Raw genomic sequence first — 22,255 nt, 5'->3', positions numbered from 1 at the left:
CTCAGCCCTTGGCCAGGGCGGTCTTGAGGCCCTCGACTGTCAGTTCACCGGGCAGCCTGCGGCCGTTGAGGAAGAAGGTCGGGGTTTGGTTGACCTTGTCGCGCACGCCGGCGATCTCGACCCGCTCATTGAGGGCGTCCAGCGCCTTCTGGTCGCCGAGGGCCGCGGCGAACTGGGCCTCGCTCAGGCCGAAAGCCTTGCCGATGGCCTGCAGGCCCTCAAACAGTTCGCCACTTTCGAAGATGGCGGTCTGGCGGGCGAAGACCGCGTCGAGGACCTCAAAGTACCGCGGGGCCCCGACGCGGCGAGCCAGCAGGAAGGCGGCGGCCGCAAACTCGACCGGCTCGGTCAGGAACTCCCGGAGCACCAGTCGGACCTTGCCATTGTCGATATAGGCCTTGCGGATCGCCGGCAGGTCGCCGGTCCACCAGTGGGCGCAATGCGAACAGCTGGGGGACGCAAAGACGACCAGTTGGGCTGGGGCATTCGGAAGACCCAGAACCACGTCGCCGGGCGCGGCGGGCATGGGTGCGGCTTGAGCCGCCCCCGGACCGGCCGCAAGGGCCAGGCCAGAGGCGATCAGGGTGCGACGGTCGACGGGCAAGCGGCCGGTCCTATTTGGACGCGGCGGCGATGGCGGCGTCCAGTTCGGCCAGGCTGCGCTCGCCGCCGGCCGCGTCGCCGACGACCTTGCCATTGACGATGAAGGTCGGCGTGCCCTGAACGTTGAACAGCTTGGCGTTCTTCTCGACGCGATCATTGAGGGCCTTCAGGGCCTTCTCGTCGGTGACGCAGGCATTGAACTTGGCCTCGTCCAGGCCGGCGGACTGGCCGATGCGCAGGAGCACTTCGCGGAACTGGCCGGTGGTGAACATCTCTTCCTGGGCGCGATAGACCGAGTCAACGACCTCGAAATACTTGTCCTTGCCGGCGCAGCGAGCCATCAGGAACGAGGCGGCGGCCACCTGGGCGGGCGGGGTCAGCATCTCGCGATAGACGAAATTGACCTTGCCGGTGTCGATGTACTTGGCCTTGAAGGCCGGGAACACTTCCTCGTTCCAGCGGGCGCAGTGGCTGCACGAGGCCGAGGCGTATTCGATCACGGTGATCTTGGAGTCGGGATTGCCCCGGCTCATGTCGTCGGCCGAGACGGCGTCCTTCTTAGAGCAGGCCGAGAGGCCAAGGCCCAGCGAGGCGGTGAGTGCGACGGCGGTCAGGAGCCGGCGGGTCATCGGACGCATGATCGATCTTCCTTGAGGCGAGAACAGTGGAGTTAAGCGCGATTCTTTAGGGGTGCGAAAACGGCGCTGATAAGGCCTTGGCATGAGCGCAATCGCAGCCGGCTTGTCAATGTTTCGACGTCAGCCTTGCTCGCTTCTCAGCACGCCACGCCCCAGTTTCATCAGGGCATCCTTCAGGCCGCCGTCCGGCTGGTCGGCCAGGCCCTCGGTCAATTGACGTTCCAGGGCCGCGTCCAGGGGCGGCTTGCGGCGCGGCCGGGCGACGACCGGCGCGGGCGGCACGCTCAGCGGGCCCTGGACGATGCGCAGGCGGGTGACGGTTCCCTTGCCCAGCAGCATGTCGAGACGGGCGGTGATCTGCGGAGCCTGGTGCTGGATCAGCGACGCCACAGGACCATCGACCCGCAACTCCAGGGCACCGCCGGCTCCGTTGCGGCCCTTGATGATCCTGACGGGTTCCGTACGGCGGGCCAGGGTCTCGCCGACGATTTCCTTCCAGCGGGTCTTTAGGGCCGCCGGGCCCTGACCGTATTTTTCCTCCAGCGCCTTCAGCAGCGGCGCGAGGTTCTTGCCGGCCGGCGGCGGCGGGCGCACCGGCGGCCGGGTGCGGCGCTGGCGCAGGATCGCAAGGGCCTCTTCGGCAGTGGGCAGGGGGCGGCGGGCCATGGCGGCAGGTTAGCACGAGGTCTTCGCCCCCCGCGAGGTTTGCGGTAGGCCAGGGGCATGAAAGATCGCCCCAGCCCTTTTCGGAACGCCCTCCGTTCAAGCCTGCTGTCCTGGTACGATGCCCAGGCCCGCGACCTGGCCTGGCGGGTCGGCCCGGCCGGCCGGCGCAGTGGCGTCCGCAGCGATCCCTACCGGGTGTGGCTGTCCGAAGTGATGCTGCAGCAGACCACCGTGCCCCACGCCACGCCCTATTTCCTGAGCTTCACGGCGCGTTGGCCTACCGTCTCGGATCTGGCGGCGGTGGAGGACGGCGACCTTATGGCCGCCTGGGCGGGGCTTGGCTACTACGCCCGGGCCCGCAATCTGCTGGCCTGCGCCCGGGCTGTGGCGGCTGACCATGGCGGCGTCTTTCCTGATTCGGAAGAAGGCCTGCGGGCCCTGCCGGGCGTGGGCGCCTATACCGCCGCCGCCGTAGCGGCCATCGCCTTCGACCGCGAGGCCAATGTCGTTGACGGCAATGTCGAGCGGGTGATGGCCCGCCTGTTCGCCGTCGAGACCCCCGTGCCTGACGCCAAGCCGGAACTGAAGGCGTTGGCGGGCGATCTGGTCACGGCCGACCGGCCTGGCGACTGGGCCCAGGCGCTGATGGATCTGGGGGCCACGGTCTGTCGGCCCAAGAGCCCTCTCTGCGACGTGTGCCCGATCTCGGCGTGGTGTGAAGGCCGCAAGACTGGGGCGCCGGAGACCTATCCGCGCAAGACGAAGAAGGCCGATCGGCCGCGTCGGCATGGCGTGGCCTATGTCCTGACGCGGGGCAATGACGTGGCGCTGGTCCGCCGGCCGCCCAAGGGTCTGCTGGGCGGTATGCTGGGTCTGCCGACCAGCGACTGGCGCAGCTCTCCCTTCACGGACATCGAAGCGGTCGCTACAGCTCCGGTTCTCGCCAATTGGGGCGAGGTCGGCGCAATCGAGCACGTGTTCACGCACTTTTCGCTGACGCTGCAGGTCTTCCGCGCCGAGGGCGAAGGCGACTTCGTCTGGACTGCCCGCGAACGGCTGGGCGCGCTGCCCAGCGTCTTCCTGAAGGCGGCTTTGGCGGCAGAGCGGCTGCTCTAGTTCATCCCCGCCCGGACCTGGGCCCGCAGAACGTCGATGGGGGCCAGACCCGCGTCGGTCTTGAAGTGCCAGTAGGTCCAGCCGTTGCAGGCCGGGGCCGACTGCACCAGGGCACCGATCTTGTGGATCGAGCCCGACAGGTCGCCGACCGTGATCGAGCCGTCGGCCCTCACCTTGGCTGCGTGGGCACCTTTGGAGCAGAACAGGGTGTCGCCGGGGCTGAGCAGGCCGCTCTCGACGATGGTGCCAAACGGCACGCGGGGCTCCGAGCGCTTGGAGCCCATGACGTCCAGGTCTTCCGGGGCGATCGGAACGACCTTGGCGATGCGGGCCTTGGCGTGCTCGACATATTCGGTTTCGCGTTCGATGCCGACGAAGCGGCGACCCAGGCGCTTGGCGGCCGCGCCGGTGGTGCCCACACCGAAGAACGGATCCAGGATCACGTCGCCGGGCTTGGTGGTCGACATGATCACCCGATAGAGCAGGGCTTCCGGCTTCTGGGTCGGGTGGGCCTTGTTGCCGTCAGCGCCCTTGATGCGCTCCTCGCCGGTGCACAGCGGGAGGGTCCAGTCCGAGCGCATCTGCACTTCGTCATTGGCCATCTTCAAGGCGTCATAGTTGAAGGTGTAGCGCTTGGCCGCCTGGCTCTTGGAGGCCCAGATCAGGGTCTCGTGGGCATTGGCGAAGCGGGTGCCCTTGAAGTTGGGCATCGGGTTGGACTTGCGCCAGATCACGTCATTGAGGATCCAGAAGCCGAGGTCCTGGATCGCCACGCCGACGCGGAAGATGTTGTGATAGCTGCCGATCACCCAGATCGCGCCGTCGTCCTTCAGCACCCGGCGGGCGGCCTTCAGCCATTCGCGGGTGAACTTGTCATAGGCCGCGAAGCTCTCGAACTGGTCCCAGTGGTCATCGACCGCGTCGACCTTGGAATTGTCCGGCCGCAGCAGGTCGCCGCCCAGCTGCAGATTGTAGGGCGGATCGGCGAAGATCAGGTCGACCGACTTCTCGGGCAGGGCGTTCATCGCCTCGATGCAGTCGCCCTGAATGATGGTTTCCGGCCCGAAGGTCATGTCCGCGTCCTGTAAAACAGCAAACGGAATCATGAGTCTTGTTGGTGAAGGCTGTGTTGAGAAGCATGGTTAGCGAAAGGTGAACGGCTCTTTGCGGGCGGTTTACTTCCCTAGCGGCGCCTCGCCGATCGTGCGCCCTCACACGCCAGATCCGCGCCAGACGGACGGCGTGATCCGGGAGAACGCCATGCAAAATCCCCTCGAAGCGCTGGACCTCAGCCGCAAGAGCCCCTTCTACCAGGACCACCATGCCGCCTGGCGCGACACCCTGCGCCGCTGGGTCACCAAGGAGATCATGCCCTTCGTCGACGACTGGGACGAGGCTGGTGAATTCCCCCGTGAGCTTTATCGCAAGGCCTCGGAAATCGGCCTGCTGGGTCTGGGCTGGCCCGAGGCGTTTGGTGGCTCGCCGTCCGATCCGTTCATGTCGATCATCACCAGCCAGGAACTGGCCCGCCATGGAGCCGGCGGAATCAATGCCGGCCTGATGAGCCACGGCATCGGCCTGCCGCCGATCCGCGCCCTGGGGTCCGAGGCGATGCAGGCGCGGGTCATTCCGCCCGTGTTGGCCGGTGACAAGATCTCGGCCCTGGCCATTACCGAGCCGTCGTGCGGATCAGACGTGGCCGCCCTGACCACTTCGGCCCGGCGCGAGGGCGACGTCTATGTCGTCAATGGCGGCAAGACCTATATCACCAGCGGCATGAGGGCCGATTTCTACACGGTGGCGGTGCGCACTGGCGGCGAGGGGGCGGGCGGTATCTCGTTGCTGCTGATCGAGCGCGACCGCGAGGGCTTTTCCCGCACGCCGCTGAAGAAACAGGGCTGGTGGGCGTCCGACACGGCCAGCCTCTATTTCGACGACGTGCGGGTGCCGGTCGAGAACCTGATCGGAGCCGAGAACCAGGGCTTTTCCGGGATCATGCGCAACTTCAATGGCGAGCGGATCGGCATGACCGCCGGGGCCCTGGGCTTCTCCCGCGTCTGCCTGGAGGATGCCATTGTCTGGGCCCGCGAGCGCAGGACCTTCGGCAAGCGCCTGGCCGACCATCAGGTGATCCGTCACAAGCTGGCCGACATGTACAAGCGCATCAGCGTCACCCAGGCGTGGCTGGAGACACTGGCCTGGCGGATCCAGCAGGGCGAGCAACCGATTGCCGAGATCGCCCTGCTCAAGGTCCAGGCCACCGAGACGCTGGAATACTGCGCCCGCGAGGCCATGCAGGTGATGGGCGGGGCCGGCTATATGCGCGGCAGCCGCATCGAGCGCATCTATCGCGAGGTGCGGGTCAACGCCATCGGCGGCGGCTCGGAGGAGATCATGCGCGACCTGGCCGCGCGGCAGATGGGGATCTAGTCGCCGCGGCCCATGTCTTTCGCGCCCATGGGGTCGAGGCCCTCGGCGGCCAGCTTTACCGGGGCCCAGTTCATCCGGTGAATGGGCGAAGGGCCCAGTCGGCGAAGGCCCTCGACATGGCTCTTGGCGTGATAGCCCTTGTGGCCGGCGAAGCCGTAGCCGGGATAGAGTCCGTCCATCTCGACCATGATCCGGTCGCGGGCTTCCTTGGCCAGGATCGAGGCTGCGGCGATCGAGCAGGACAGGCTGTCGCCCTTGATCACGGTCTGGATCGGGCAGGGCAGGTCGAAGCGATAATTGCCGTCGACCAGGGCGAAGGCCGGGGTCACGGCCAGGGCCTCGATGGCCCGCCGCATGGCCAGCCCCGCCGCGTGCAGGATGTTGAGTTCGTCGATTTCCTCGATGCCGGCCAGGCCCACGCCCCAGGCGATGGCCGTTTCCTTGATCTCGATCTCAAGCGCCGCGCGGGCCCTTGCCGTCAGTTTCTTGGAGTCGTTGAGGCCCCTGGGGATGCAGGCCGGATCGAGGATCACCGCCCCGGCACTGACCGGCCCGGCCCAGGGACCTCGCCCAGCCTCGTCCACCCCGCAGACCGGGTTGTGGCCGCAGGCGCGTTCAAGGGACATGTCGGGACCGGATGCCATGGGGCGGTGCATAGGGGGATTTGCCGGGGCCATCAAACCGTCATCCCGGCCGATCGCAGGACGCCCTGGCCCACGTATCCGAAGCTTCCGGCACGGCATGGTTTGGGACAGGTTGCTGGATCTGGTTTCATGAGGTCTTCCATGGTTGCCCGCAAACGTCTCGCCCTGACGGCCCTGGCGGCGACCTTGCTGGCCGCCTCGCCGGGCGCGGCGACGGAAAAGCCCTGGCGACTGGTCTGGTTCGACGGCTTCGACGGTGACCGCCTCGATCTCTCCAAATGGTCCTACGCCGTTGACTGCGGTGGCGGCGGCAACAATGAGCGCCAGTGTTACACAGATGCGCCCGATATCGTGACTGTCAGGGATGGCACCCTGCGCCTGTCCACCGTCAAGCGCCCGACAACCGCCCTCGCCAATCCGTGGGGTCCGCCCGATGGTCCGGTGAAGACCGGCGACTTTGCCTCGGGCAAGATCCTGACCAAGGGCAAGGCCGCATGGTGTTATGGCCGGATCGAGGTCCGGGCCCGGGTTCCCGGCGGTCAGGGCGTGTGGCCGGCCATCTGGATGATGCCGGAGACCAGCGCCTATGGCGGCTGGCCACGGTCCGGCGAAATCGACATCCTCGAAACCATCAATCTGGGCGCGCCGTGCGCGAGCTGCGAGGCCGGTCGCGAAAACCGGATCTTCGGTACGATCCATTTCGGCAAGGGCGGGGGTCCCGAGCACCGCCAGTGGGGCGGCCAGACGGCACCGGCCACAACGTCCGATGGCTTCCATGTCTATGCGGTGGAATGGTCTCCGGGGCGGATCGACTGGTTCGTGGACGGTGTCGGCTATTTCACCGCCACGGCGGAGGACTGGAAGCCCGTGGACGGCGTGGCCGGCTCCGCCCCCTTCGACCAACCCTTCCACCTGATCCTGAACCTTGCCTTCGGCGGTGCCTGGCCCGAGGGCGCGAATGCAAAGGGCGTGGACGAGGCGGCCCTGCCGGCAACGATGGAGGTCGACTGGGTGCGGGTCAGTCAGCGCTAGGGGCCCCGCGACGTCGGTGGCAAGAAACGCCGCCGCTCCCCACTGCGCCCCAGCGGAAGCTAACCTTAAGTCTCACGGCAAGGCGCTCGCCCCCTTACCGCCCCATCGCTCGACATTCCTCATGCCGGAAACACGTCGTCAGGTGGTCATTGACCAGCCCGGTCGCCTGCATGAAGGCATAGACGATCACTGGGCCGCAGAACTTGAAGCCCTTTGCCTTCAGGGCCTTGGCCATCTCGTCGCCCAGGGGTGTGCGGGCGGGAGTGCCGGTCTCGGGGGTCCAAGTGCTCTGGACCGGTGTGCCGCCGACCATGCCCCAGAGCATGTCGCTGAGATCCTCGCCGCGCTCGCGCATGTCCAGATAGATCCGCGCCCCGGCGATGGCGGCGTCGATCTTGGCGTTGGAGCGGATGATTCCGGCATCGGCCATCAGGCGCGCCCGGTCGGCCTCACCAAACCGCGCCACGATCTCGGGATCGAAATCGGCGAAGGCGGCCCGGAAGGCGTCGCGCTTGCGCAGGATGGTGATCCACGACAGTCCGGCCTGGAAACCGTCCAGCACCAGCTTTGCCCACAGGGCGCGGGAGTCGTACTCCGGCACGCCCCATTCGGTGTCGTGATAGGCCTCATAGACGGGATCGCCCGCCATGCCCTTCCAGGTGTTGCAGCGTATGAGCTCGGTCATGCGGCCAAGCTTGGCTGATCTCGTGTGCGATTTCCAGAACTTTTCGTGAACGGAACGCGGCTCAGTCCGGTAACTGGAAGAGCCCCTCGACGGTGGTCGAAAGGGCCCGGGCCAGTTTCAGGGCCAGCACCGTGGAGGGGATGAAGACCCCGTTCTCCACGGTATTGATGGTCTTGCGGGTGACGCCCACCCGTTCGGCCAGATCGGCCTGGGTCAGGCCGGCCTCGGTGCGAACGGCCTTGAGCTGGCTCAGCAATGGTGCGTCAGTCACGGTCGGCGCGCCGCTCCAGCATCACGAAACGCAGGGCTGGAACCACCACGGCGACCGACAGCAGGATGTGGGCAATCTCTCCGGCCTCCAGCGGAACGAACGGCGCGGCCGCATAGAGCCCCAGGGCGCAGGCGGCCAGGGCCCAGAAGCCGGCGGCATAGGCCCGGGCGCGGTGGGCGCGGGTGGCCTCGTCGTCGAGCAGGGCCCGGACGACCTTGCCGTGTCGCCAGCCCCCGCCGGTGGCCAGCAGGAACAGCAGGACCAGGGCCAGGAACAGATGCGAGCCCAGCGAGACGATCTCGACCATGCGCAGCGGCCCATGCGGCTTGGCATAGCCGCTGAAGAATGCGCCCTGCCAGATGAAGAACAGCATGGGGGCCAGCCACAGCATGCGGTTGCGACGGCGCTGGGCGCGTTCGGCGATTTCGCCGGGGGAGGCGACGGGCATGGGTTTTCTCTCGGTTCGTGTAACCTGTGGGTTACTAGTAACCTTGAGGTGACATCAGAGTCAAGCCGTCGCCGGGTGCCGGTTTACCCTTTCAAAAATGCCTCGACCTCGGCCTGAAACCTGTCGGGCTGGTCGACCATGATGAAGTGGGCCGTGTCGTCGATGCGGACCAGCTTTGCCCCCTTCAGCGGGGCATAGGCGCCGGCGTACCAGCCATCCACCGTCGCGGCCGGGAAGGGGCCGGCCTTGTCGAAGGCGTGCAGCACGGTGGTCGGGGCGGTGATCTTGCCCAGCTCCGGCGTCAGGTCGGTCAGCAGCAGCTCTTCCATGGCCCGGCCCGAGACGTCGCGATCGCTGGCCAGGGCGTGCTGGATGATGGCCTCGCGGGCGCTTTCAGTCTTGACCATGCCGGCAATGGTCTGGCGCTGCTGGACGGCGGCCTGGTCGGCGGGGGTGTTGACCATGCCGTCGCGGATCATGGCAGCGTTCTTGGCGATCTGCTCCTGAGTCACGGTCGGGCCGAAGAAGGCCACGGCCAGCTTGGGGAACATGTCGACCACCATCAGCCGGCCGACCCGCTCCGGATGGCGCGCGGCCAGTTCCATACCGATTGAGCCGCCCATCGAGTGACCGATCACGGCCGGGGCCTTCAGGCCCTTGGTCTGGATGTAGCCGGCCAGGGCCTCGGCGACGCCGGCGACCACGGGTCCCGAGGCATTGCCCGCCACCGGTGCGCCGGCAAAGCCGGCCACCTGCACGAGGTGAACGCGATAGCGGCCCTCCAGAGCCTTGGCCGTCGGCTCCCAGATGGCGCGCGAGGACGACAGGCCTGGAATGAGGATGACATCCGGTCCCTGACCGCGTGTCTCGACCGTGAAGCGTCCCGCGTCCGGCGCGGTGGCGGCCAGGACGGGTCCGGCGGTGATCAGGGCGGCCATGCCGGCGCCGCAACCCAGAATCTGACGTCGATTCATACCCAATAGTCTCCCCCAAAAACCCGTCGATCTGCTCATCGACTTTGATTATCAAAGTACATTGCAAATGGAGGTGTTGGCAAGGCCAAAGACAGCCCTAAGAGACGGCCAGCCAGTCCGGCAGGTCGAGCCTGACGGGGCGCCCGTCCACGGTGAGGTCGTCTGCCTCGATGCGGTCAAGGCGAAGGGCGGCCATGGCGCGGCCCTCGCGGCCGGACAGCACTTCGCCGGCCCGACGCTCGCCGGCCAGGATCTCGGTGCCGAAGGCGGGGGGCGGGCCGTCGAAGCTGATGGGCCCCATCCGGGTCTTGATCAGGCCTCGCCGCTTCATGCGGCTGGTGGTCTCCTGGCCGACGAAACAGCCCTTCTTGAAGTCGATGCCGTTCAGCAGGTCGAAATTGGCCTCGATCGGATAGGTCTTGTCACTGAGCCAGTCAGCCGGCCCGGGGACACCGAGGGCGAGACAATGGGCCTGATATGCATCTTCATCCGCAGTCTGAGCAATATCCAGGCCATAGGCCCGGGCCCCGAGCCCCGGCAGGCGCGGGTCGCGATACAGGCTGGAATTGTCTTGCAGCGACCCGTCATCTGGGAAAAGGGCGGTGACGGTCAGGTCGCTGGCCGCGATCTCGACCTTGGCCCGCAGGCGATACATGGTCAGGCGCTGGAGGATGGCCTCTCGGTGCTGGGCCGCCACGTCCAGCAGGGCACCGCTCTGCGTCCCCGCCACGAACAGGTCATAGAGCAACCGGCCCTGGGGGGTGAGAATCGCGCCCAGACGCAGTTCGCCCTCGGCCAGGGTCTCGACATCCTGGGTGATCAGGCCCTGCAGGAACGACCGCCAATCGGGCCCGGACAGGGCGATCACGGCGCGGGACGACAGGGGGGCGAGGGCGGTCGTGGACATCTGTCCTATGTGGCGTGCGACAGCGTGTCGCGCCAGTGGGCGCGTTTACGGAAACTCAAGCCGTCATCGTGGGATGCGCCGACTCGCCGATGAGCCTATACCTTCCCCGATGACACAGCGGGCCTTCCCGATTCTCTTCATCACCGCCACGCGGATTGGCGATGCCGTGCTGTCGTCCGGCCTGATCCGCATGCTGGCCGACGAGATCCCCGGTGCCCGGTTCACCATTGTCGCGGGCCCGCTCGCCGCTCCCCTGTTTGCCCATGTTCCCGGCCTCGACCAGGTCATCGTCATGGAGAAGGGCAAGGGCAAGGGCCACTGGTTCAAGTTGTGGAACCAGGTTCGTCACAAGAAATGGAGCCTGATCGTCGACCTGCGCGGCTCAGCCACGGCCCTGTTCCTGCGTCGCGACAAGCGGGCGATCTGGAAGAAGGTCCCTGGCGAGGTCGTTCACAAGGTGATCGATGCAGCCCGGGTGCTGAAGCTGGACGGCGCACCGCCGGCCCCGCACCTCTACATCACCCCCGAGGTCCAGGCCCTGGCCGACCAGATGCTGGCCGTGAAGCCCGGCGAGACCGCGGGGCCCCTGCTGGCCATGGGCCCCGCCGCCAACTGGGTCGGCAAGGTCTGGCCGATCGAGCGTTTTGCCCAGACGGCCGGGCAGCTTCTGGGTCCCGACGGTCCCCTGGCCGGCGGCCGCCTGCTGATCCTCGGCGGGCCCGAGGATGGCCGCATGGTCGAGGAACTGCGCATGGCCTCGGCGCGTGGCCGATGCGTGGACCTGACGGGCAAGGTCGATCTGTTGACCGCCTATGCCTGCCTGAAGCGTGCCGACCTGTTCATCGGCAATGACAGTGGCCTGATGCACATCGCCGCCGCCGCGGGAACCCCAACCGTCGGCCTGTTTGGCCCCTCCGACGAGCGCCGCTACGCCCCCTGGGGCCCCCTGACCCGCGCCGTCCGGGGTCCGCGCGCCTTCGAACAGTTTCTCGAGGTCGATCCCGACCTCTCCCAGGCCATCCGCCACATGAGCGATCTGCCGGTGGCCACCGTTGTCAAGGCGGCCAAGGCCTTGCTGGTCGAGGTGACGCCGGCGCTGGAACCGGCAAGCCTGGCCGAAGCCTTGCCCGTCGTCGAACCCGCCGAGCCGGACATCATCCTGCCAGCCGCACCTCCAGCCGAAACGGTTGAAGGCGAGAACTCCGCGCCGGACCTTGAGCCGGTCCTTGAGGACACCGCCGCCTCCGCTGCTGAGGCCCGGGACCCCGGCACCGTAGCGACGACGCCTGTGCCCTGAGGCGAGCGTTTTTCGCTGCGCCTCTCGACTTTTCTTCCAGCCGCCTGTCGAATCCGCTCGACCTCGCACGTCTCTGCTTCCGAAGGCGGCGCGGCGTGCGCCTGCCGGATGGGAGACCTGCCGTGAAATACATGCTGCTGATCTATGAGACCGAAGCCAACTATGCCGGCGAAGCGGGCGAAAAGCTGCTGGCCGACATCATCGCCCAGCACATGAAACTGGGGGCGGAGCTTGCTGCCTCAGGGATTGACTGGAGCGGCTCGGAACTGGCTCCGACCTTTACGGCAGCCACGGTGGGCGGGAACGGCGTCGTCCATGACGGCCCGTTTGCCGAGACCCACGAACAGCTGGGCGGCTACTACATGGTCGACGTGCCCGACCGCGAGGCAGCCATTGCCTGGGCGCGCAAGATCCCCCTGTCGCCCGGCGGCAAGGTCGAGGTCCGGCCGACCGGCGGTCACGGCTAGGCGCTGATGTCCGGGGCGGTGGGTCTCGACCGAGTCGCCCGCGAAAACGGCGGACGGATCATTGCCGCCCTGGCCGCCGGCTTCCGCGATCTGGACCTGGCCGAGGAGGCCTTTGCCGAGGCCTGCGCCCGCGCGGCGGCGGCCTGGCCATCGCGGCCGCCGCAAGATCCGGCCGCCTGGCTTTACGCCACGGCCCGCCGCGCGGCCCTCGACGCCGTGCGGCGGCGCGGCGTACGGCGGCGCCTTGCGCCTGAGCCGCCCGAACCGACGCCGAGCGTGGAGGAGGCCATGACCTCCGACGAGGCCCTGATCCCTGACGAGCGGTTGCGGCTGATCTTCGTCTGCTGCCATCCGGTCGTGCCGGTCGAGGCGCGCGCCCCCCTGACCCTCCGGCTGGTCTGCGGTCTCAGTGTGCGCGAGATCGCCCGTGCCTTTCTGGTGGCCGAGCCGGCCATGTTCCAGCGTCTGACGCGGGCCAAGCGCCGGATCGCCCAGTCGGGCGAGCCGTTCGAGATCCCCGGTCCCGAGGCCTGGACGGAACGTCTGTCGGCGGTTCTGTCGACCCTGGAGGTGGCCTATGCCCGTGCCCATGGCGACGCGGCCGGGGCCGGAGCCCATGCCGGCTTTGCCCGTGAGATGCTGGACCTGACCGGGGTGCTGGTCGGGCTTTTGCCGAACGAGCCCGAAGGCCTGGGGTTTGCGGCCCTGGTCCGCTATGCCGAGGCGCGGCGGACAGCCCGGCTGGATGAGACCGGGGCCATGGTGCCCCTGTCCGAGCAGGATCCGGCCCTCTGGCGGCGGTCCCTGATCGTCGAGGCCGAGGGCCTGCTGCGTCGCGCCGCTGATCTTGACAGGCCGGGCCCGCGCCAGCTGCAGGCGGCTATCCATGCGGTCTGGTGCGGCCGCAGAAGTCTGGAGGAGCCGCCGCGCTGGGGCACGGTCCTGGCCCTGTATGATGCCCTGCTGGCCTGGCGGGATGATCCGGTGGTGCGCCTGAACCGCGCGGTGGTCCTGGCCGAGGTGGCCGGGCCGTCGGCTGCCCTGGCCCAGGTCGAGGGACTGAGCCCGACCGGCCTGGACGACTTTGCCCCGTACCATGCGCTACGCGCCGACCTGCTGGCCCGGCTGGACCGGACCGTCGAGGCCTGCGCGTCCTATGACCGGGCCCTGGCCCTGGATCCGGGTCCCGCTGAGCGCCTGTGGCTGCAGCGTCGTCGCGGCGCGCTGATGATGGATTGAACAGTCCCCTGAGGCGCGGGATAAAGCGCTCATGGACGGATCATCCCCCGCTACCGCGCCCTTCCGCGACGCCCGCTATGCCCCCCGCGCCCTCGAGGTCGAACAGCGCGGCGACGCGCTGATCCTGCGCAATCCCATGGCCTATTCCGAGGCGGTGCAGACCGTCACCGCGCCGCTGGTGCGCTGGTCGGTCGAGGCCCCGGACCGGGTCTGGCTGGCCGAGCGCGACGGCGAGGGCTGGCGGACTGTGACCTATGCCGAGGCCCGAGCCCGGATCGAAGCCCTCGCCGGCGGGCTGAAGGCCCTGGGTCTTGGACCGGGCAAACCCCTGCTGATCCTGGCCCGCAACGGCATCGACCATGCCCTGATCGGCTACGCCGCCATGAGCCTGGGCGCGCCCATTGCGCCGGTGTCGCCGCAGTACGGCCTGGCCGGCGCCGACCTGTCGCGGCTGGACTTCGCCGTTCAACGTCTGAAGCCGGCAGCGGTCTATGCCGATGACGCCGTGGCATTCGGCGGTGCCTTGGCCGCGCCTTTCCTGGCCGGGCTGCCGGTGATCGCCAGCCAGAACGCCAGAGATAGTGATATTCCGTATACGGATCTGCTCGAGGCCCCGCCGGTTGCGCCGCTCTGCCAGCCCTCCGACGTGGCCAAGCTGCTGCTGACCTCGGGCTCGACCGGCAAGCCTAAGGCCGTGGTCTGCACCCACGCCAATATCGCGCTGAACGCCGCCCAGATCGAGGCCTGCTACGCCGATCCCGAGCCGCCGGTGCTGGTCAATTCCTCGCCCTGGAGCCACAGCCTCGGGGCCAACGCCATCCTGCACATGGTGCTGCACCGGGGCGGAACCCTCTATATCGACGCCGGCCAGCCGACGCCGACCCGGTTTGGCGAGACCCTGCGCAACCTGCGAGAGGTGGCGACCACCTATCACAACATGGTCCCGGCCGGCTGGGGCCTGCTGGTCGGCGAGCTGGAACGCGATGCGGCCCTGGCGGCGAAGTTTTTCGAGAAGGTCCGGGTGCTGCAATATGGCGGGGCCTCCATGGCCCAGTCGATCCTCGACCGGATCCAGGCTGTCGCGGTGCGCACCATCGGCGAGCGGGTCAGTTTCGCGGCCGGCTATGGCGCGACCGAGACGGGGCCGACCGCCTGCAACATCCACTGGCTGAACGCCCGCTCGGGCATGGTGGGTCTGCCGACCCCCGGTACGGCGGTGAAACTGGTTCCGGCCGGCGACAAGTTCGAGATCCGCGTGAAGGGACCCCAGGTCTCGCCCGGCTATCTCGACCAGCCCGACGCCACCCGCGACGCCTTTGACAAGGACGGCTTCTACCGGCTGGGCGACGCGGCGCGCCTGGCAGATCCCGAGGATCCGTCGGCGGGCCTGGTGTTCGACGGCCGGCTGGTCGAGAACTTCAAACTGGCCAGCGGCACCTTCGTCGCCGCCGGCGCCCTGAGGGTCGCGGCGGTGTCGGCCATCGGTGGGGTTGTGTCTGATGCCCTGGTCTGCGGCGAGGGGCACGACGGGGTCGGACTGATGCTGTTTGTCGATCCCACTGCCGCCGCGCGCCTGGGTGATGCCACCGCTGTGCGGGCGGCGATCGTCGAGGGTCTGGAGCGGCTCAATGCCACGGCCAAGGGCGGCGGCAAGGTGGCCCGCGCCCTGATCCTCGACGGCGCGCCCGACGCCGCCTCCGGTGAGTTGACTGACAAGGGCTATATCAACCAGGCCCTGGCCCGGGACCGCCGTCCGGTCGAGATGCAGCGCCTGTTCGCCGAGGCCCCCGACGACGGGGTGATGGTGTTCCTCTGAACATCCGCTCTCCCCGGCGAAGGCCGGGGCCCAGATCGAACTCAGAGCGCTTAGTGTTTTGACGAGGCCACTGAGCGCGTCATCCCCAAAGGCTCAGGCTGAATCTGGGCCCCGGCCTTCGCCGGGGAGAGCGGAGGATTGGTTCAGCCCCTGAACTACCCCCACGCAGATCAGCAACTGCCCGAAATAGTACAGCCCCCACACGCCCAGCCCGGTCAGGAAATTGTCCGGCAGCGGTCCGGTGCGGGCGAAGATCAGCAGATCGGAGACCACGAACATCACGGCCCCGATCCCGACCCGGAAGCGGTGGAACCGGCTGGTCCAGGCCGTGGCGGCCATCAGGGCCAGGCCCAGGCTGTAGAAGGCGACGCCCGGTGCGCCGGCCCGGTCGCCGGGTAGCAGCCAGGCGAGAGTGACGGTGGCCGGGACCAGGACGACGGCCAGAGCCAGCTGGCTGCGCGACAGGGTCGGGCGGCGGTTGCGCAGATAGAGGCCGATGGCGACCAGATGTCCGGCCAGAAAGGCTATGGCCCCGACGGTCAGACCAAGAGCCCCGAGCAGAACATCACCCAGGGCCCCCAGGGCCATGACGGCGACCAGCAGCCAGCCGTCGAGATCGCGGGCCTTCAGGGCCGCATAGACCGCCAGCAAGCTGACCCCGAGCCCCTTCCAGGTCAGTTCGGCGGCCTTGGGCAGGCCCAGGTCCCAGGCCGCGACATAGCTGACCCCGGCGATCAGCGAGGCGATCAGCACCCAGCGCGCCAGCATGTTGGTGTTTGGCAAGGCGATATCCCCCGTGGTCGGACCGCTCTGTGGCCGTCGCGAACGGTTCCAGAGTGCGACAGTCGGGGGGACCGGCGCAACTCCCGTTGGCGCAAGGCCCGAAATGTTGGATGGAGGGACGAGACTGGTACGGAGAAGACCATGAACGGCGCGGATGCCCTGATCACCACCCTGGCCGATAACGGCGTCACGGCCTGTTTCGCCAATCCCGGCACCAGCGAGATGCAGTTCGTCGCGGCCCTGGATCGCGAGCCGCGCATGCGCTCGATCCTGTGCCTGTTCGAGGGCGTCGCCACCGGCGCGGCCGATGGCTATGGCCGGATGGCCGGCAAGCCCGCCTGTACCCTGCTGCACCTGGGTCCCGGCTATGCCAATGGCGCGGCCAATCTCCATAATGCCAGGAGAGCCTATACGCCGGTGGTCAATGTGATCGGCGACCATGCCACCGATCACCGCCAGTACGATGCGCCGCTCAATTCCGACATCGCCGCCCTGGCGGCTCCCAATTCGATCTGGGTCAGGTCTGCCGACAGTGCCGACACGGTCGGCCCGTTGACCGCCGAGGCTGTTGCCGCCAGCTTTGGCGCGCCCGGCGGCAATGCCTGCCTGATCCTGCCGGCGGACAGCGCCTGGAACGAGACCAATACCGCCGGGCCGGTGATCGAGATCCCGCAGCCCGCTGCGCCTGACGCCTCCGCAGTCGCTGCCGTCGCTGCCGCGATCAAGGCTGCCGGCAAGCCCGTGATCCTGCTCGGCTCCAGCGCCTGCGGCGAGGCCGGCATCGCCGCCGCCGGGCGCCTGGCGGCCGTCGGTGTGCGGGTGCTGACCGACACCTTCACCGCCCGTCAGTCGCGCGGCGAAGGGCGCTTTCGGCCCGACAAGATGATGTATTTCGGCGAGCAGGCCCTGAAGGACCTGACCGGAACCGACCTGATGGTCCTGGCCGGCACCAGCCAGCCGGTGGCCTTCTTCGCCTATCCGGACCGTCCCAGCGTGCTTGTCCCCGAGGGCTGTGATCTTCAGACCCTGTGCGGTCGCGAGGTCGACGCGCCGGCCGCACTGAACGCCCTGGCCGACGCGCTGGGCGCGCCCGCCGGTGGGGCGGTCGAGGCCTATGTCGAACCGGCCGCGCCGGGTCCCAAGTTCGACGCCTGGGCCATGGGGGCCTCGATTGCCCGCCACATGCCGACGGGTGGGATCATTTCTGACGATGCGGTGACCGCCGGCCTGCCGATCTTCACCCAGACCCGCAATGCCCGAGCCCATGACTGGCTGAGTCTGACCGGTGGGGCCATCGGCCAGGGCATTCCGGTCGCTCTCGGCGCGGCCGTGGCCTGTCCCGACCGTAAGGTCCTGAGCCTCAATGGCGACGGGGCGGGGATGTACACGGTGCAAGGCCTGTGGACGATCGCCCGCGAGAAGCTGGACGTCACGGTGGTGATCTTTGCCAACGGGGCTTATCGCATCCTGGGGATCGAGATGGGCCGTACCGGTGGCGGAGAGCCCGGACCCAAGGCCTCGCGGCTGCTGGACCTCGGCGACCCGCAGATCGACTGGGTCGCCCTGGCGACAGGGATGGGCATGCCCGCCGAGCGCGTCGAGACGGCCGAGGCCTTTGACGCGGCCATGGCGCGGGCCATGACGACGCCGGGACCGCATTTCATTGAAGCCGCGATGCGATAGGCGCGCCATGACCTCCGAACCCTCTCACCTGCCCCTGCCAGATCGCTGGGACCTGACCGACGAGCAAATGCTGGAGCGTGCGGAAGCGGCCCTGGTCCGCCTGCGCCGCCGGCACACGATTCGCGACTTCAGCGACCGTCCCGTGCCACGGTCGGTGGTCGAGCGCTGTATCGAAGCGGCGGCTACTGCGCCCAGCGGTGCCAACCAGCAGCCCTGGCGATTTGTCCTGATTGGGCCGGGTCCCTTGCGCACGGAACTTCGCGCCGCAGCCGAGGCCGAAGAACGGGAGTTCTACGCCGGCCGGGCCGGAGAGGCCTGGCTCGATGCTCTCGCGCCCCTGGGCACCGACGCCGACAAGCCCTTCCTTGAGACCGCCCCCTGGCTGATCGCCATCTTCGGCCAGCGGCATGGCGTCGACGCCCAGGGCGGCAAGATCAAGCACTACTACGTGCCCGAATCGGTCGGCATAGCGACCGGGTTCCTGATCGCGGCGCTCAACGAGGCGGGTCTGGCGACCCTGACCCATACGCCCAGTCCGATGGGCTTTCTAAATACGGCCCTTGGGCGGCCAGAGCATGAAAAGCCCTATATCCTGCTGGTTGTCGGCCACCCGGCGCAGGACGCCACCGTCCCCGCTCACGCCAAGTCCAAGCTGGGCCTGGATGCCGTGATGAGCCTGCGCTGAGCAGATCTTTCCGGACTCCTGGCAACAAAAAAGCCCGCCGGGATCGCTCCCGGCGGGCTTGCTGTTTCAGGCTTGCGGCCTGATCAGCTCTTCTTGCTGGCGTTGGTCGGCAGCTTGCAGCCGCCGCCGATACCCTTGGCCTGCGAGCAGGCGAGGATTTCCTTCGACTTCGGATTGGGCGTGTTGACCGGATAGCTCATGACCCAGCCGGGCAGGCCGTCCGAGCAGGCGACCTCGAAATAGCCCTCGTTGTCATTACGGCCGACGAGGCGGACGCCGGAGACTTCGCAGGAGCCCTTGCCATAGGCCTTCAGATCGGCCGACAGGCGGGGGAACATGCTGTCCTGCTTGGAGAAGCTGCAGCGATAGCCGTTCAGTTCCGCGAAGAGGCAGTCATAGATCACTGCCGGACCGGTCGAGAAGATCGCGATCGCACCGTCGGGACGGTTCTTGCACTTCAGCTCGACGATTTCCTTCTTCGGATCCGGGCTGGGCAGCATGCCGTACTTTTCGACCTGGCAGTCAAAGCCGCCCTTGGTCGAGAGCTTGGTATAGAGGCCGGCCTGCTCGGTCTGGGCCGCAACCGAATCGGTCAAGGTACAGCCACCGCCGACAAAGCCGGCCTGGGCGCAGTCGATCGTACGGGCCAGGGCACCACCGGCCGCAGTCTGCTGCAACATGTAGCCCTTGCCATCGGCGCAGGCGACTTCGAAATAGTTGTCGGTCTTGGTGCTGAGGACGTAGCGCTTGTCCTTGACCTGACAGGTCTTGCCGGATGCAGCGGTCAGGGTATCGACGATCGCCAGTTGGGCCGCCTTGTCGGTCAGCTTGCAGCTGACATTGGCCCCTTCCTCGTACAGCAGACAGCTGTTGGCGACGACGTCGCCGGCCGCGCTGGCCGGGTTGGTGGTCTGCATCACATAGCCGGTGCCGCCCTTGCAGGCGATTTCGAAGTAGGAGTTCTTGGCCCCCGAGCCGATGGCGCGGGCGTTTTCAATGTCGCAGGCCACGCCGGCCTTGGCGACGAAGGGCTTCAGGCCCGCCTTGGGGTTTTCATTGCCCGGCAGGATGCAGGCCAGGGCGCTGGGCTTGCCATCAGCGGCAGGCGCATTCGACTCCAGGCAAGTGAAGGCCTGGGCGGGCGTGTCCTTCTTGACGATCAGCGCAAAGCCGATGCTGTCCTGACAGGCCACTTCGTAATAGCCGGTGGCGGTTTTCTTATCGAGGCCGATCAGTCGAGCGTCGGTGACCGTGCAGCCGGCGTTCAGGCTCTGCATGATCGCGGGAGCATCTTTCATGCCCGCTTCACGCGCCTTGGCGTCAACCTTTGGCTTGTCCTTGCTCTCTTTCGGCGCCGAAATGACGGCGGCTGGAACGAGCGCGCCGAGCGCGAGGGCGGCGGCCAAGCCGATCGCGAATGGCCTCATGGGAAACATCTCCTGGGTGGATTCCTCGCGCGGACATAAGCGCGTGCTTGCGTTGGGGGTCAAGATGTCCTCCCACGAGAGCGAAAACATGGCGGGAAGGGACGGACATGCGCGACGGGCTGGAAGAGGATGTCAACGAGCCACGCCGGCCCCGGCTGGTCTACCCGTTCGAGGTGGCGCCAGAGCAGGGTTCAGGCCAGGCGGTTGAGGTCGCGCCGGGTGTCCTGTGGCTCCGTCAGCCCCTGGGCGGGTCGCTGCAGTTCATCAATGTCTGGGCCATTGCCGACGGCGAGGGCTGGGCGATCGTCGATACCGGCGTCCAGACCAAGGAGACCAGTCAGGCTTGGCGGGCCGCCTTCACAGGGGCCCTGGAGGGAAAGCCGATCACCCGGGTGATCTGCACCCACCTGCATCCCGACCATGTCGGCCTGGCCGGCTGGATCGTGCGCAAGTTCGACTGCCGCCTGTGGATGACCCGGCTGGAATATTTCCAGTGCCGGATGCTGGTGGCCGATACCGGCCGCGAGGCTCCCGAGGACGGCGTGCGATTCTTCAAGGCCGCCGGCTGGGACGAGGATGCCATCGAGAACTACAAGGCCCGGTTCGGCGGCTTCGGCAAGGCGATCTACGCCCTGCCCGACAGCTATCGCCGGCTCAGCGACGGCGAGGATTTCGACATCGGCGGCCGCACCTGGCGGGTGGTGACCGGCCAGGGCCATTCGCCCGACCATGCCTGCCTGTGGTGCCCGGAGCTGGACGTTCTGATCTCCGGCGACCAGGTGCTGCCGCGCATCTCGTCCAATGTTTCGGTCTTCCCGACCGAACCGGAGGCCGATCCTCTGAGCGACTGGCTGCGGTCCCTGGCCAAGGTCAAGGCCGTGGTGCCTGACAGCGTGCTGGTCTTGCCGGCCCACAATGACCCCTTCCACGGCCTGCACGCCCGCATCGACCACCTGATCAACGGCCATGAGCGAGGGCTGGGCCGGCTGCGCGGCAAGCTGGAAGAGCCCAAGCGGGCCATCGACGTGTTCGGTGCCCTGTTCGCCCGACCCATTGGTCCGGACCTGCTCGGCATGGCGACGGGCGAGGCCTTGGCCCACCTGAATTGCCTGATCGGCCGGGGTGTGGCGACCCGGGACCTCGATGCCGAGGGCGTGGCCTGGTACCGGACCTCCGGAGCGACCGAAACAACCGTTTGATATTTCGCGCGCGAAGTATTAGCGTGGGCCCATGTCCGTGCCGCCTGACCGCCGCCTTGTGTTCCTGCTCAACGCCGGCAACCGGCGCGTCCAGCGCTGGATCGAGGCGGCCATGGCGGCCAAGGGCGGCCTGACGGCGGCCCAGTCTGGCGTGTTGTTCTTTCTGGGCCAGCGTGACGGTGCCTTGATCGGCGAAGCGGCCGAGGCTCTGGACCTGGCCCCTTCGGCCATGACCGGCCTCGTCGACCGCATGACCAGGGTCGACCTCGTGGAACGCCGCGCCGACCCCGCTGATGGCCGCGCCATGCGGCTGTATCTTACGGACAAGGGCCGTCAGGCGCGCGAATACGCCAAGGGCGGCCTCGACAGCATCAATACCAACCTGACCGAGGGCTTCTCGGACGACGAGATCGCCGTGGTCGCCCGCTGGCTGATGAGCCTTCAAACCAAGTTCCCCAAAGGAGAGCCCGCATGACCGAACATGTGAAGGTCGCGATCGAGGCCGGCGTGATGACCATCACCCTGGCCCGTCCGGAAAAGAAGAACGCCCTCAACAATGCCATGTACGGCGTGCTGGCCGACAGTCTGGAGCAGGCCGAGGCCGACCCCGCCGTGCGGGTGGTGGTGTTCCAGGCCGACGGCGACGCCTTCACGGCCGGCAATGATCTGGCCGACTTCACCGCCCAGGCCACCGGCGCTTTCAGCGGCGAGCGGCATGTGAGCCGGTTCCTGAAGGCCCTGGCCAACGCCACCCGGCCGCTTGTCGCCGCCGTCCATGGCCAGGCCGTGGGTGTCGGCACGACCATGCTGCTGCACTGCGACCTTGTGTTCACCAGCCCGGATGCGCGTCTGACCACGCCCTTCGTCAACCTGGCCCTGGTGCCGGAAGCCGCTTCAAGCTGGCTGTTGCCGGCCCGCATCGGCCATGCCCGCGCCTATGCCATGTTCGCCCTGGGCGAGGCCGTGGACGGTACGACCGCTGCCGCCTGGGGCCTGTCCAATGCGGTGGTGCCGCTGGACGAGGTGCGTGCCCGGGCCCGCGCTTCGGCCGACCAGCTGGCCAAGAGACCGTTGGGGGCTCTGACCACCACCAAGCGCCTGATGCGCGACGCCGAGAAGATCGCCGCCCTGATGGATACCGAGGGTGCCCTGTTCGCTGAACGCCTGCAGACGGCCGAGGCCCGCGAAGCCTTCATGGCCTTTGCCGAGCGGCGGCCGGCCGACTTCAGCAAGGTGGCCTGACGC

24 protein-coding genes are annotated in these 22,255 nt (G+C 67.8%); 12 read left to right on the top strand and 12 right to left on the bottom strand.

Features of this window, described 5'->3' with window-relative positions; translation table 11 throughout:
• Nucleotide 1 precedes the first annotated feature (1 nt).
• The 3 genes from ACW17U_RS15365 to ACW17U_RS15355 form a co-directional block, all read right to left on the bottom strand.
• Nucleotides 2-604: a thioredoxin domain-containing protein gene (locus tag ACW17U_RS15365; protein ID WP_492053583.1), complete on the bottom strand. Its 603-nt coding sequence runs from the start codon at nt 602-604 to the stop codon at nt 2-4.
• Nucleotides 605-614: 10 nt separating this feature from the next.
• Nucleotides 615-1,241 (bottom strand): DsbA family protein, encoded by a 627-nt coding sequence (locus tag ACW17U_RS15360; RefSeq protein ID WP_062143300.1) that lies wholly within the window; start codon nt 1,239-1,241, stop codon nt 615-617.
• Nucleotides 1,242-1,361: 120 nt separating this feature from the next.
• Nucleotides 1,362-1,907 (bottom strand): DUF721 domain-containing protein, encoded by a 546-nt coding sequence (locus ACW17U_RS15355; RefSeq protein ID WP_492053581.1) that lies wholly within the window; start codon nt 1,905-1,907, stop codon nt 1,362-1,364.
• Nucleotides 1,908-1,964: 57 nt separating this feature from the next.
• Between ACW17U_RS15355 and mutY the strand changes: the two genes are divergently transcribed.
• Nucleotides 1,965-3,023 carry an A/G-specific adenine glycosylase gene (mutY, locus tag ACW17U_RS15350; protein ID WP_492053580.1) on the top strand — a complete coding sequence of 353 codons (1,059 nt, stop codon included), beginning with the start codon at nt 1,965-1,967 and terminating at the stop codon, nt 3,021-3,023.
• Here mutY and ACW17U_RS15345 read toward each other — a convergent pair.
• Nucleotides 3,020-4,096 (bottom strand): site-specific DNA-methyltransferase, encoded by a 1,077-nt coding sequence (locus tag ACW17U_RS15345; RefSeq protein ID WP_492053578.1) that lies wholly within the window; start codon nt 4,094-4,096, stop codon nt 3,020-3,022. The two genes, mutY and ACW17U_RS15345, sit on opposite strands and share 4 nt — an antisense overlap.
• Before the next feature lie 187 nt (nt 4,097-4,283).
• Here ACW17U_RS15345 and ACW17U_RS15340 point away from each other — a divergent pair, with 187 nt between their 5' ends.
• A complete protein-coding gene (locus ACW17U_RS15340; protein WP_492053576.1) occupies nt 4,284-5,453 on the top strand; it encodes an acyl-CoA dehydrogenase family protein in 1,170 nt (389 codons plus the stop codon).
• Here the strand turns inward: ACW17U_RS15340 and rnhB are convergent.
• Entirely contained in the window at nt 5,450-6,097 is a 648-nt protein-coding gene (gene rnhB / locus ACW17U_RS15335) for a ribonuclease HII (RefSeq protein ID WP_492053574.1), read from the bottom strand. The genes ACW17U_RS15340 and rnhB overlap by 4 nt on opposite strands.
• Before the next feature lie 129 nt (nt 6,098-6,226).
• On the opposite strand from rnhB, the gene ACW17U_RS15330 reads away from it, so the two are divergent.
• Nucleotides 6,227-7,129, top strand: coding sequence for a glycoside hydrolase family 16 protein (locus tag ACW17U_RS15330; protein ID WP_492053572.1), 903 nt, complete (start codon nt 6,227-6,229; stop codon nt 7,127-7,129).
• 94 nt (nt 7,130-7,223) lie between these two features.
• Here ACW17U_RS15330 and ACW17U_RS15325 read toward each other — a convergent pair whose 3' ends face one another.
• The 5 genes from ACW17U_RS15325 to ygfZ all read right to left on the bottom strand — a co-directional run bounded on the left by ACW17U_RS15325 (nt 7,224) and on the right by ygfZ (nt 10,414).
• Nucleotides 7,224-7,814, bottom strand: a complete 591-nt coding sequence (locus ACW17U_RS15325) for a DNA-3-methyladenine glycosylase I (protein WP_492053571.1) — start codon at nt 7,812-7,814, stop codon at nt 7,224-7,226.
• Between the two features lie 61 nt (nt 7,815-7,875).
• Nucleotides 7,876-8,085 (bottom strand): helix-turn-helix transcriptional regulator, encoded by a 210-nt coding sequence (locus ACW17U_RS15320; RefSeq protein ID WP_062143325.1) that lies wholly within the window; start codon nt 8,083-8,085, stop codon nt 7,876-7,878.
• Nucleotides 8,078-8,533 carry a hypothetical protein gene (locus ACW17U_RS15315; RefSeq protein WP_492053569.1) on the bottom strand — a complete coding sequence of 152 codons (456 nt, stop codon included), beginning with the start codon at nt 8,531-8,533 and terminating at the stop codon, nt 8,078-8,080. Before ACW17U_RS15315 ends, ACW17U_RS15320 begins: the two co-directional genes overlap by 8 nt.
• An 83-nt stretch (nt 8,534-8,616) precedes the next feature.
• Nucleotides 8,617-9,507 carry an alpha/beta fold hydrolase gene (locus ACW17U_RS15310; RefSeq protein WP_492053568.1) on the bottom strand — a complete coding sequence of 297 codons (891 nt, stop codon included), beginning with the start codon at nt 9,505-9,507 and terminating at the stop codon, nt 8,617-8,619.
• Between the two features lie 97 nt (nt 9,508-9,604).
• Nucleotides 9,605-10,414 (bottom strand): CAF17-like 4Fe-4S cluster assembly/insertion protein YgfZ, encoded by an 810-nt coding sequence (gene ygfZ / locus ACW17U_RS15305; protein ID WP_492053567.1) that lies wholly within the window; start codon nt 10,412-10,414, stop codon nt 9,605-9,607.
• Nucleotides 10,415-10,523: 109 nt separating this feature from the next.
• On the opposite strand from ygfZ, the gene ACW17U_RS15300 reads away from it, so the two are divergent.
• The 4 genes from ACW17U_RS15300 (at nt 10,524) to ACW17U_RS15285 (ending at nt 15,233) form a co-directional block, all read left to right on the top strand.
• Nucleotides 10,524-11,711 carry a glycosyltransferase family 9 protein gene (locus ACW17U_RS15300; protein ID WP_062143336.1) on the top strand — a complete coding sequence of 396 codons (1,188 nt, stop codon included), beginning with the start codon at nt 10,524-10,526 and terminating at the stop codon, nt 11,709-11,711.
• A 131-nt stretch (nt 11,712-11,842) separates the two neighbouring features.
• Entirely contained in the window at nt 11,843-12,178 is a 336-nt protein-coding gene (locus ACW17U_RS15295) for a YciI family protein (protein ID WP_236849558.1), read from the top strand.
• A 6-nt stretch (nt 12,179-12,184) separates the two neighbouring features.
• Complete coding sequence (locus tag ACW17U_RS15290) at nt 12,185-13,417, top strand: RNA polymerase sigma factor (RefSeq protein WP_492053565.1); 1,233 nt, start codon at nt 12,185-12,187, stop codon at nt 13,415-13,417.
• Between the two features lie 31 nt (nt 13,418-13,448).
• Nucleotides 13,449-15,233 (top strand): feruloyl-CoA synthase, encoded by a 1,785-nt coding sequence (locus tag ACW17U_RS15285; protein ID WP_492053563.1) that lies wholly within the window; start codon nt 13,449-13,451, stop codon nt 15,231-15,233.
• Between the two features lie 93 nt (nt 15,234-15,326).
• On the opposite strand, the gene ACW17U_RS15280 is transcribed toward ACW17U_RS15285, so the two are convergent.
• Nucleotides 15,327-16,016: a lysoplasmalogenase gene (locus ACW17U_RS15280; RefSeq protein ID WP_492053562.1), complete on the bottom strand. Its 690-nt coding sequence runs from the start codon at nt 16,014-16,016 to the stop codon at nt 15,327-15,329.
• 141 nt (nt 16,017-16,157) lie between these two features.
• Between ACW17U_RS15280 and ACW17U_RS15275 the strand changes: the two genes are divergently transcribed.
• The gene (locus tag ACW17U_RS15275; RefSeq protein WP_492053560.1) at nt 16,158-17,699 is read left to right on the top strand and encodes an acetolactate synthase large subunit; all 1,542 of its coding nucleotides are present in this window, start codon (nt 16,158-16,160) and stop codon (nt 17,697-17,699) included.
• A 7-nt stretch (nt 17,700-17,706) separates the two neighbouring features.
• Entirely contained in the window at nt 17,707-18,384 is a 678-nt protein-coding gene (locus ACW17U_RS15270) for a nitroreductase family protein (protein ID WP_492053558.1), read from the top strand.
• Nucleotides 18,385-18,467: 83 nt separating this feature from the next.
• On the opposite strand, the gene ACW17U_RS15265 is transcribed toward ACW17U_RS15270, so the two are convergent.
• Nucleotides 18,468-19,811, bottom strand: a complete 1,344-nt coding sequence (locus ACW17U_RS15265) for a hypothetical protein (RefSeq protein ID WP_492053556.1) — start codon at nt 19,809-19,811, stop codon at nt 18,468-18,470.
• Between the two features lie 107 nt (nt 19,812-19,918).
• On the opposite strand from ACW17U_RS15265, the gene ACW17U_RS15260 reads away from it, so the two are divergent.
• The 3 genes from ACW17U_RS15260 to ACW17U_RS15250 are packed head-to-tail and all read left to right on the top strand — an operon-like array spanning nt 19,919 to nt 22,252.
• Entirely contained in the window at nt 19,919-21,010 is a 1,092-nt protein-coding gene (locus tag ACW17U_RS15260; RefSeq protein WP_492053554.1) for an MBL fold metallo-hydrolase, read from the top strand.
• A 31-nt stretch (nt 21,011-21,041) separates the two neighbouring features.
• Nucleotides 21,042-21,485 (top strand): MarR family winged helix-turn-helix transcriptional regulator, encoded by a 444-nt coding sequence (locus ACW17U_RS15255; RefSeq protein WP_492053552.1) that lies wholly within the window; start codon nt 21,042-21,044, stop codon nt 21,483-21,485.
• On the top strand, nt 21,482-22,252 hold the full coding sequence (locus ACW17U_RS15250) for an enoyl-CoA hydratase (protein ID WP_492053550.1): 771 nt from the start codon (nt 21,482-21,484) through the stop codon (nt 22,250-22,252). Before ACW17U_RS15255 ends, ACW17U_RS15250 begins: the two co-directional genes overlap by 4 nt.
• The last annotated feature ends 3 nt before the right edge of the window (nt 22,253-22,255 follow it).

The organism is Caulobacter sp. AVps16 (assembly GCF_058681455.1).
This window is presented reverse-complemented; position numbering and strand designations above follow the sequence as displayed.

Excerpts from the sequence above, each read along its gene's own strand:
- ygfZ (WP_492053567.1), bottom strand. The coding sequence starts at position 10,414 with ATGTCCACGACCGCCCTCGCCCCCCTGTCGTCCCGCGCCGTGATCGCC.
- ACW17U_RS15255 (WP_492053552.1), top strand. The coding sequence starts at position 21,042 with ATGTCCGTGCCGCCTGACCGCCGCCTTGTGTTCCTGCTCAACGCCGGC.
- ACW17U_RS15330 (WP_492053572.1), top strand. The coding sequence starts at position 6,227 with ATGAGGTCTTCCATGGTTGCCCGCAAACGTCTCGCCCTGACGGCCCTG.
- ACW17U_RS15250 (WP_492053550.1), top strand. The coding sequence starts at position 21,482 with ATGACCGAACATGTGAAGGTCGCGATCGAGGCCGGCGTGATGACCATC.
- ACW17U_RS15270 (WP_492053558.1), top strand. The coding sequence starts at position 17,707 with ATGACCTCCGAACCCTCTCACCTGCCCCTGCCAGATCGCTGGGACCTG.
- ACW17U_RS15310 (WP_492053568.1), bottom strand. The coding sequence starts at position 9,507 with ATGAATCGACGTCAGATTCTGGGTTGCGGCGCCGGCATGGCCGCCCTG.
- ACW17U_RS15275 (WP_492053560.1), top strand. The coding sequence starts at position 16,158 with ATGAACGGCGCGGATGCCCTGATCACCACCCTGGCCGATAACGGCGTC.
- ACW17U_RS15300 (WP_062143336.1), top strand. The coding sequence starts at position 10,524 with ATGACACAGCGGGCCTTCCCGATTCTCTTCATCACCGCCACGCGGATT.
- ACW17U_RS15325 (WP_492053571.1), bottom strand. The coding sequence starts at position 7,814 with ATGACCGAGCTCATACGCTGCAACACCTGGAAGGGCATGGCGGGCGAT.
- ACW17U_RS15285 (WP_492053563.1), top strand. The coding sequence starts at position 13,449 with ATGGACGGATCATCCCCCGCTACCGCGCCCTTCCGCGACGCCCGCTAT.
- ACW17U_RS15265 (WP_492053556.1), bottom strand. The coding sequence starts at position 19,811 with ATGAGGCCATTCGCGATCGGCTTGGCCGCCGCCCTCGCGCTCGGCGCG.
- ACW17U_RS15345 (WP_492053578.1), bottom strand. The coding sequence starts at position 4,096 with ATGACCTTCGGGCCGGAAACCATCATTCAGGGCGACTGCATCGAGGCG.
- rnhB (WP_492053574.1), bottom strand. The coding sequence starts at position 6,097 with ATGGCATCCGGTCCCGACATGTCCCTTGAACGCGCCTGCGGCCACAAC.
- ACW17U_RS15360 (WP_062143300.1), bottom strand. The coding sequence starts at position 1,241 with ATGCGTCCGATGACCCGCCGGCTCCTGACCGCCGTCGCACTCACCGCC.
- ACW17U_RS15290 (WP_492053565.1), top strand. The coding sequence starts at position 12,185 with ATGTCCGGGGCGGTGGGTCTCGACCGAGTCGCCCGCGAAAACGGCGGA.
- ACW17U_RS15340 (WP_492053576.1), top strand. The coding sequence starts at position 4,284 with ATGCAAAATCCCCTCGAAGCGCTGGACCTCAGCCGCAAGAGCCCCTTC.
- mutY (WP_492053580.1), top strand. The coding sequence starts at position 1,965 with ATGAAAGATCGCCCCAGCCCTTTTCGGAACGCCCTCCGTTCAAGCCTG.
- ACW17U_RS15355 (WP_492053581.1), bottom strand. The coding sequence starts at position 1,907 with ATGGCCCGCCGCCCCCTGCCCACTGCCGAAGAGGCCCTTGCGATCCTG.
- ACW17U_RS15295 (WP_236849558.1), top strand. The coding sequence starts at position 11,843 with ATGCTGCTGATCTATGAGACCGAAGCCAACTATGCCGGCGAAGCGGGC.
- ACW17U_RS15315 (WP_492053569.1), bottom strand. The coding sequence starts at position 8,533 with ATGCCCGTCGCCTCCCCCGGCGAAATCGCCGAACGCGCCCAGCGCCGT.
- ACW17U_RS15260 (WP_492053554.1), top strand. The coding sequence starts at position 19,919 with ATGCGCGACGGGCTGGAAGAGGATGTCAACGAGCCACGCCGGCCCCGG.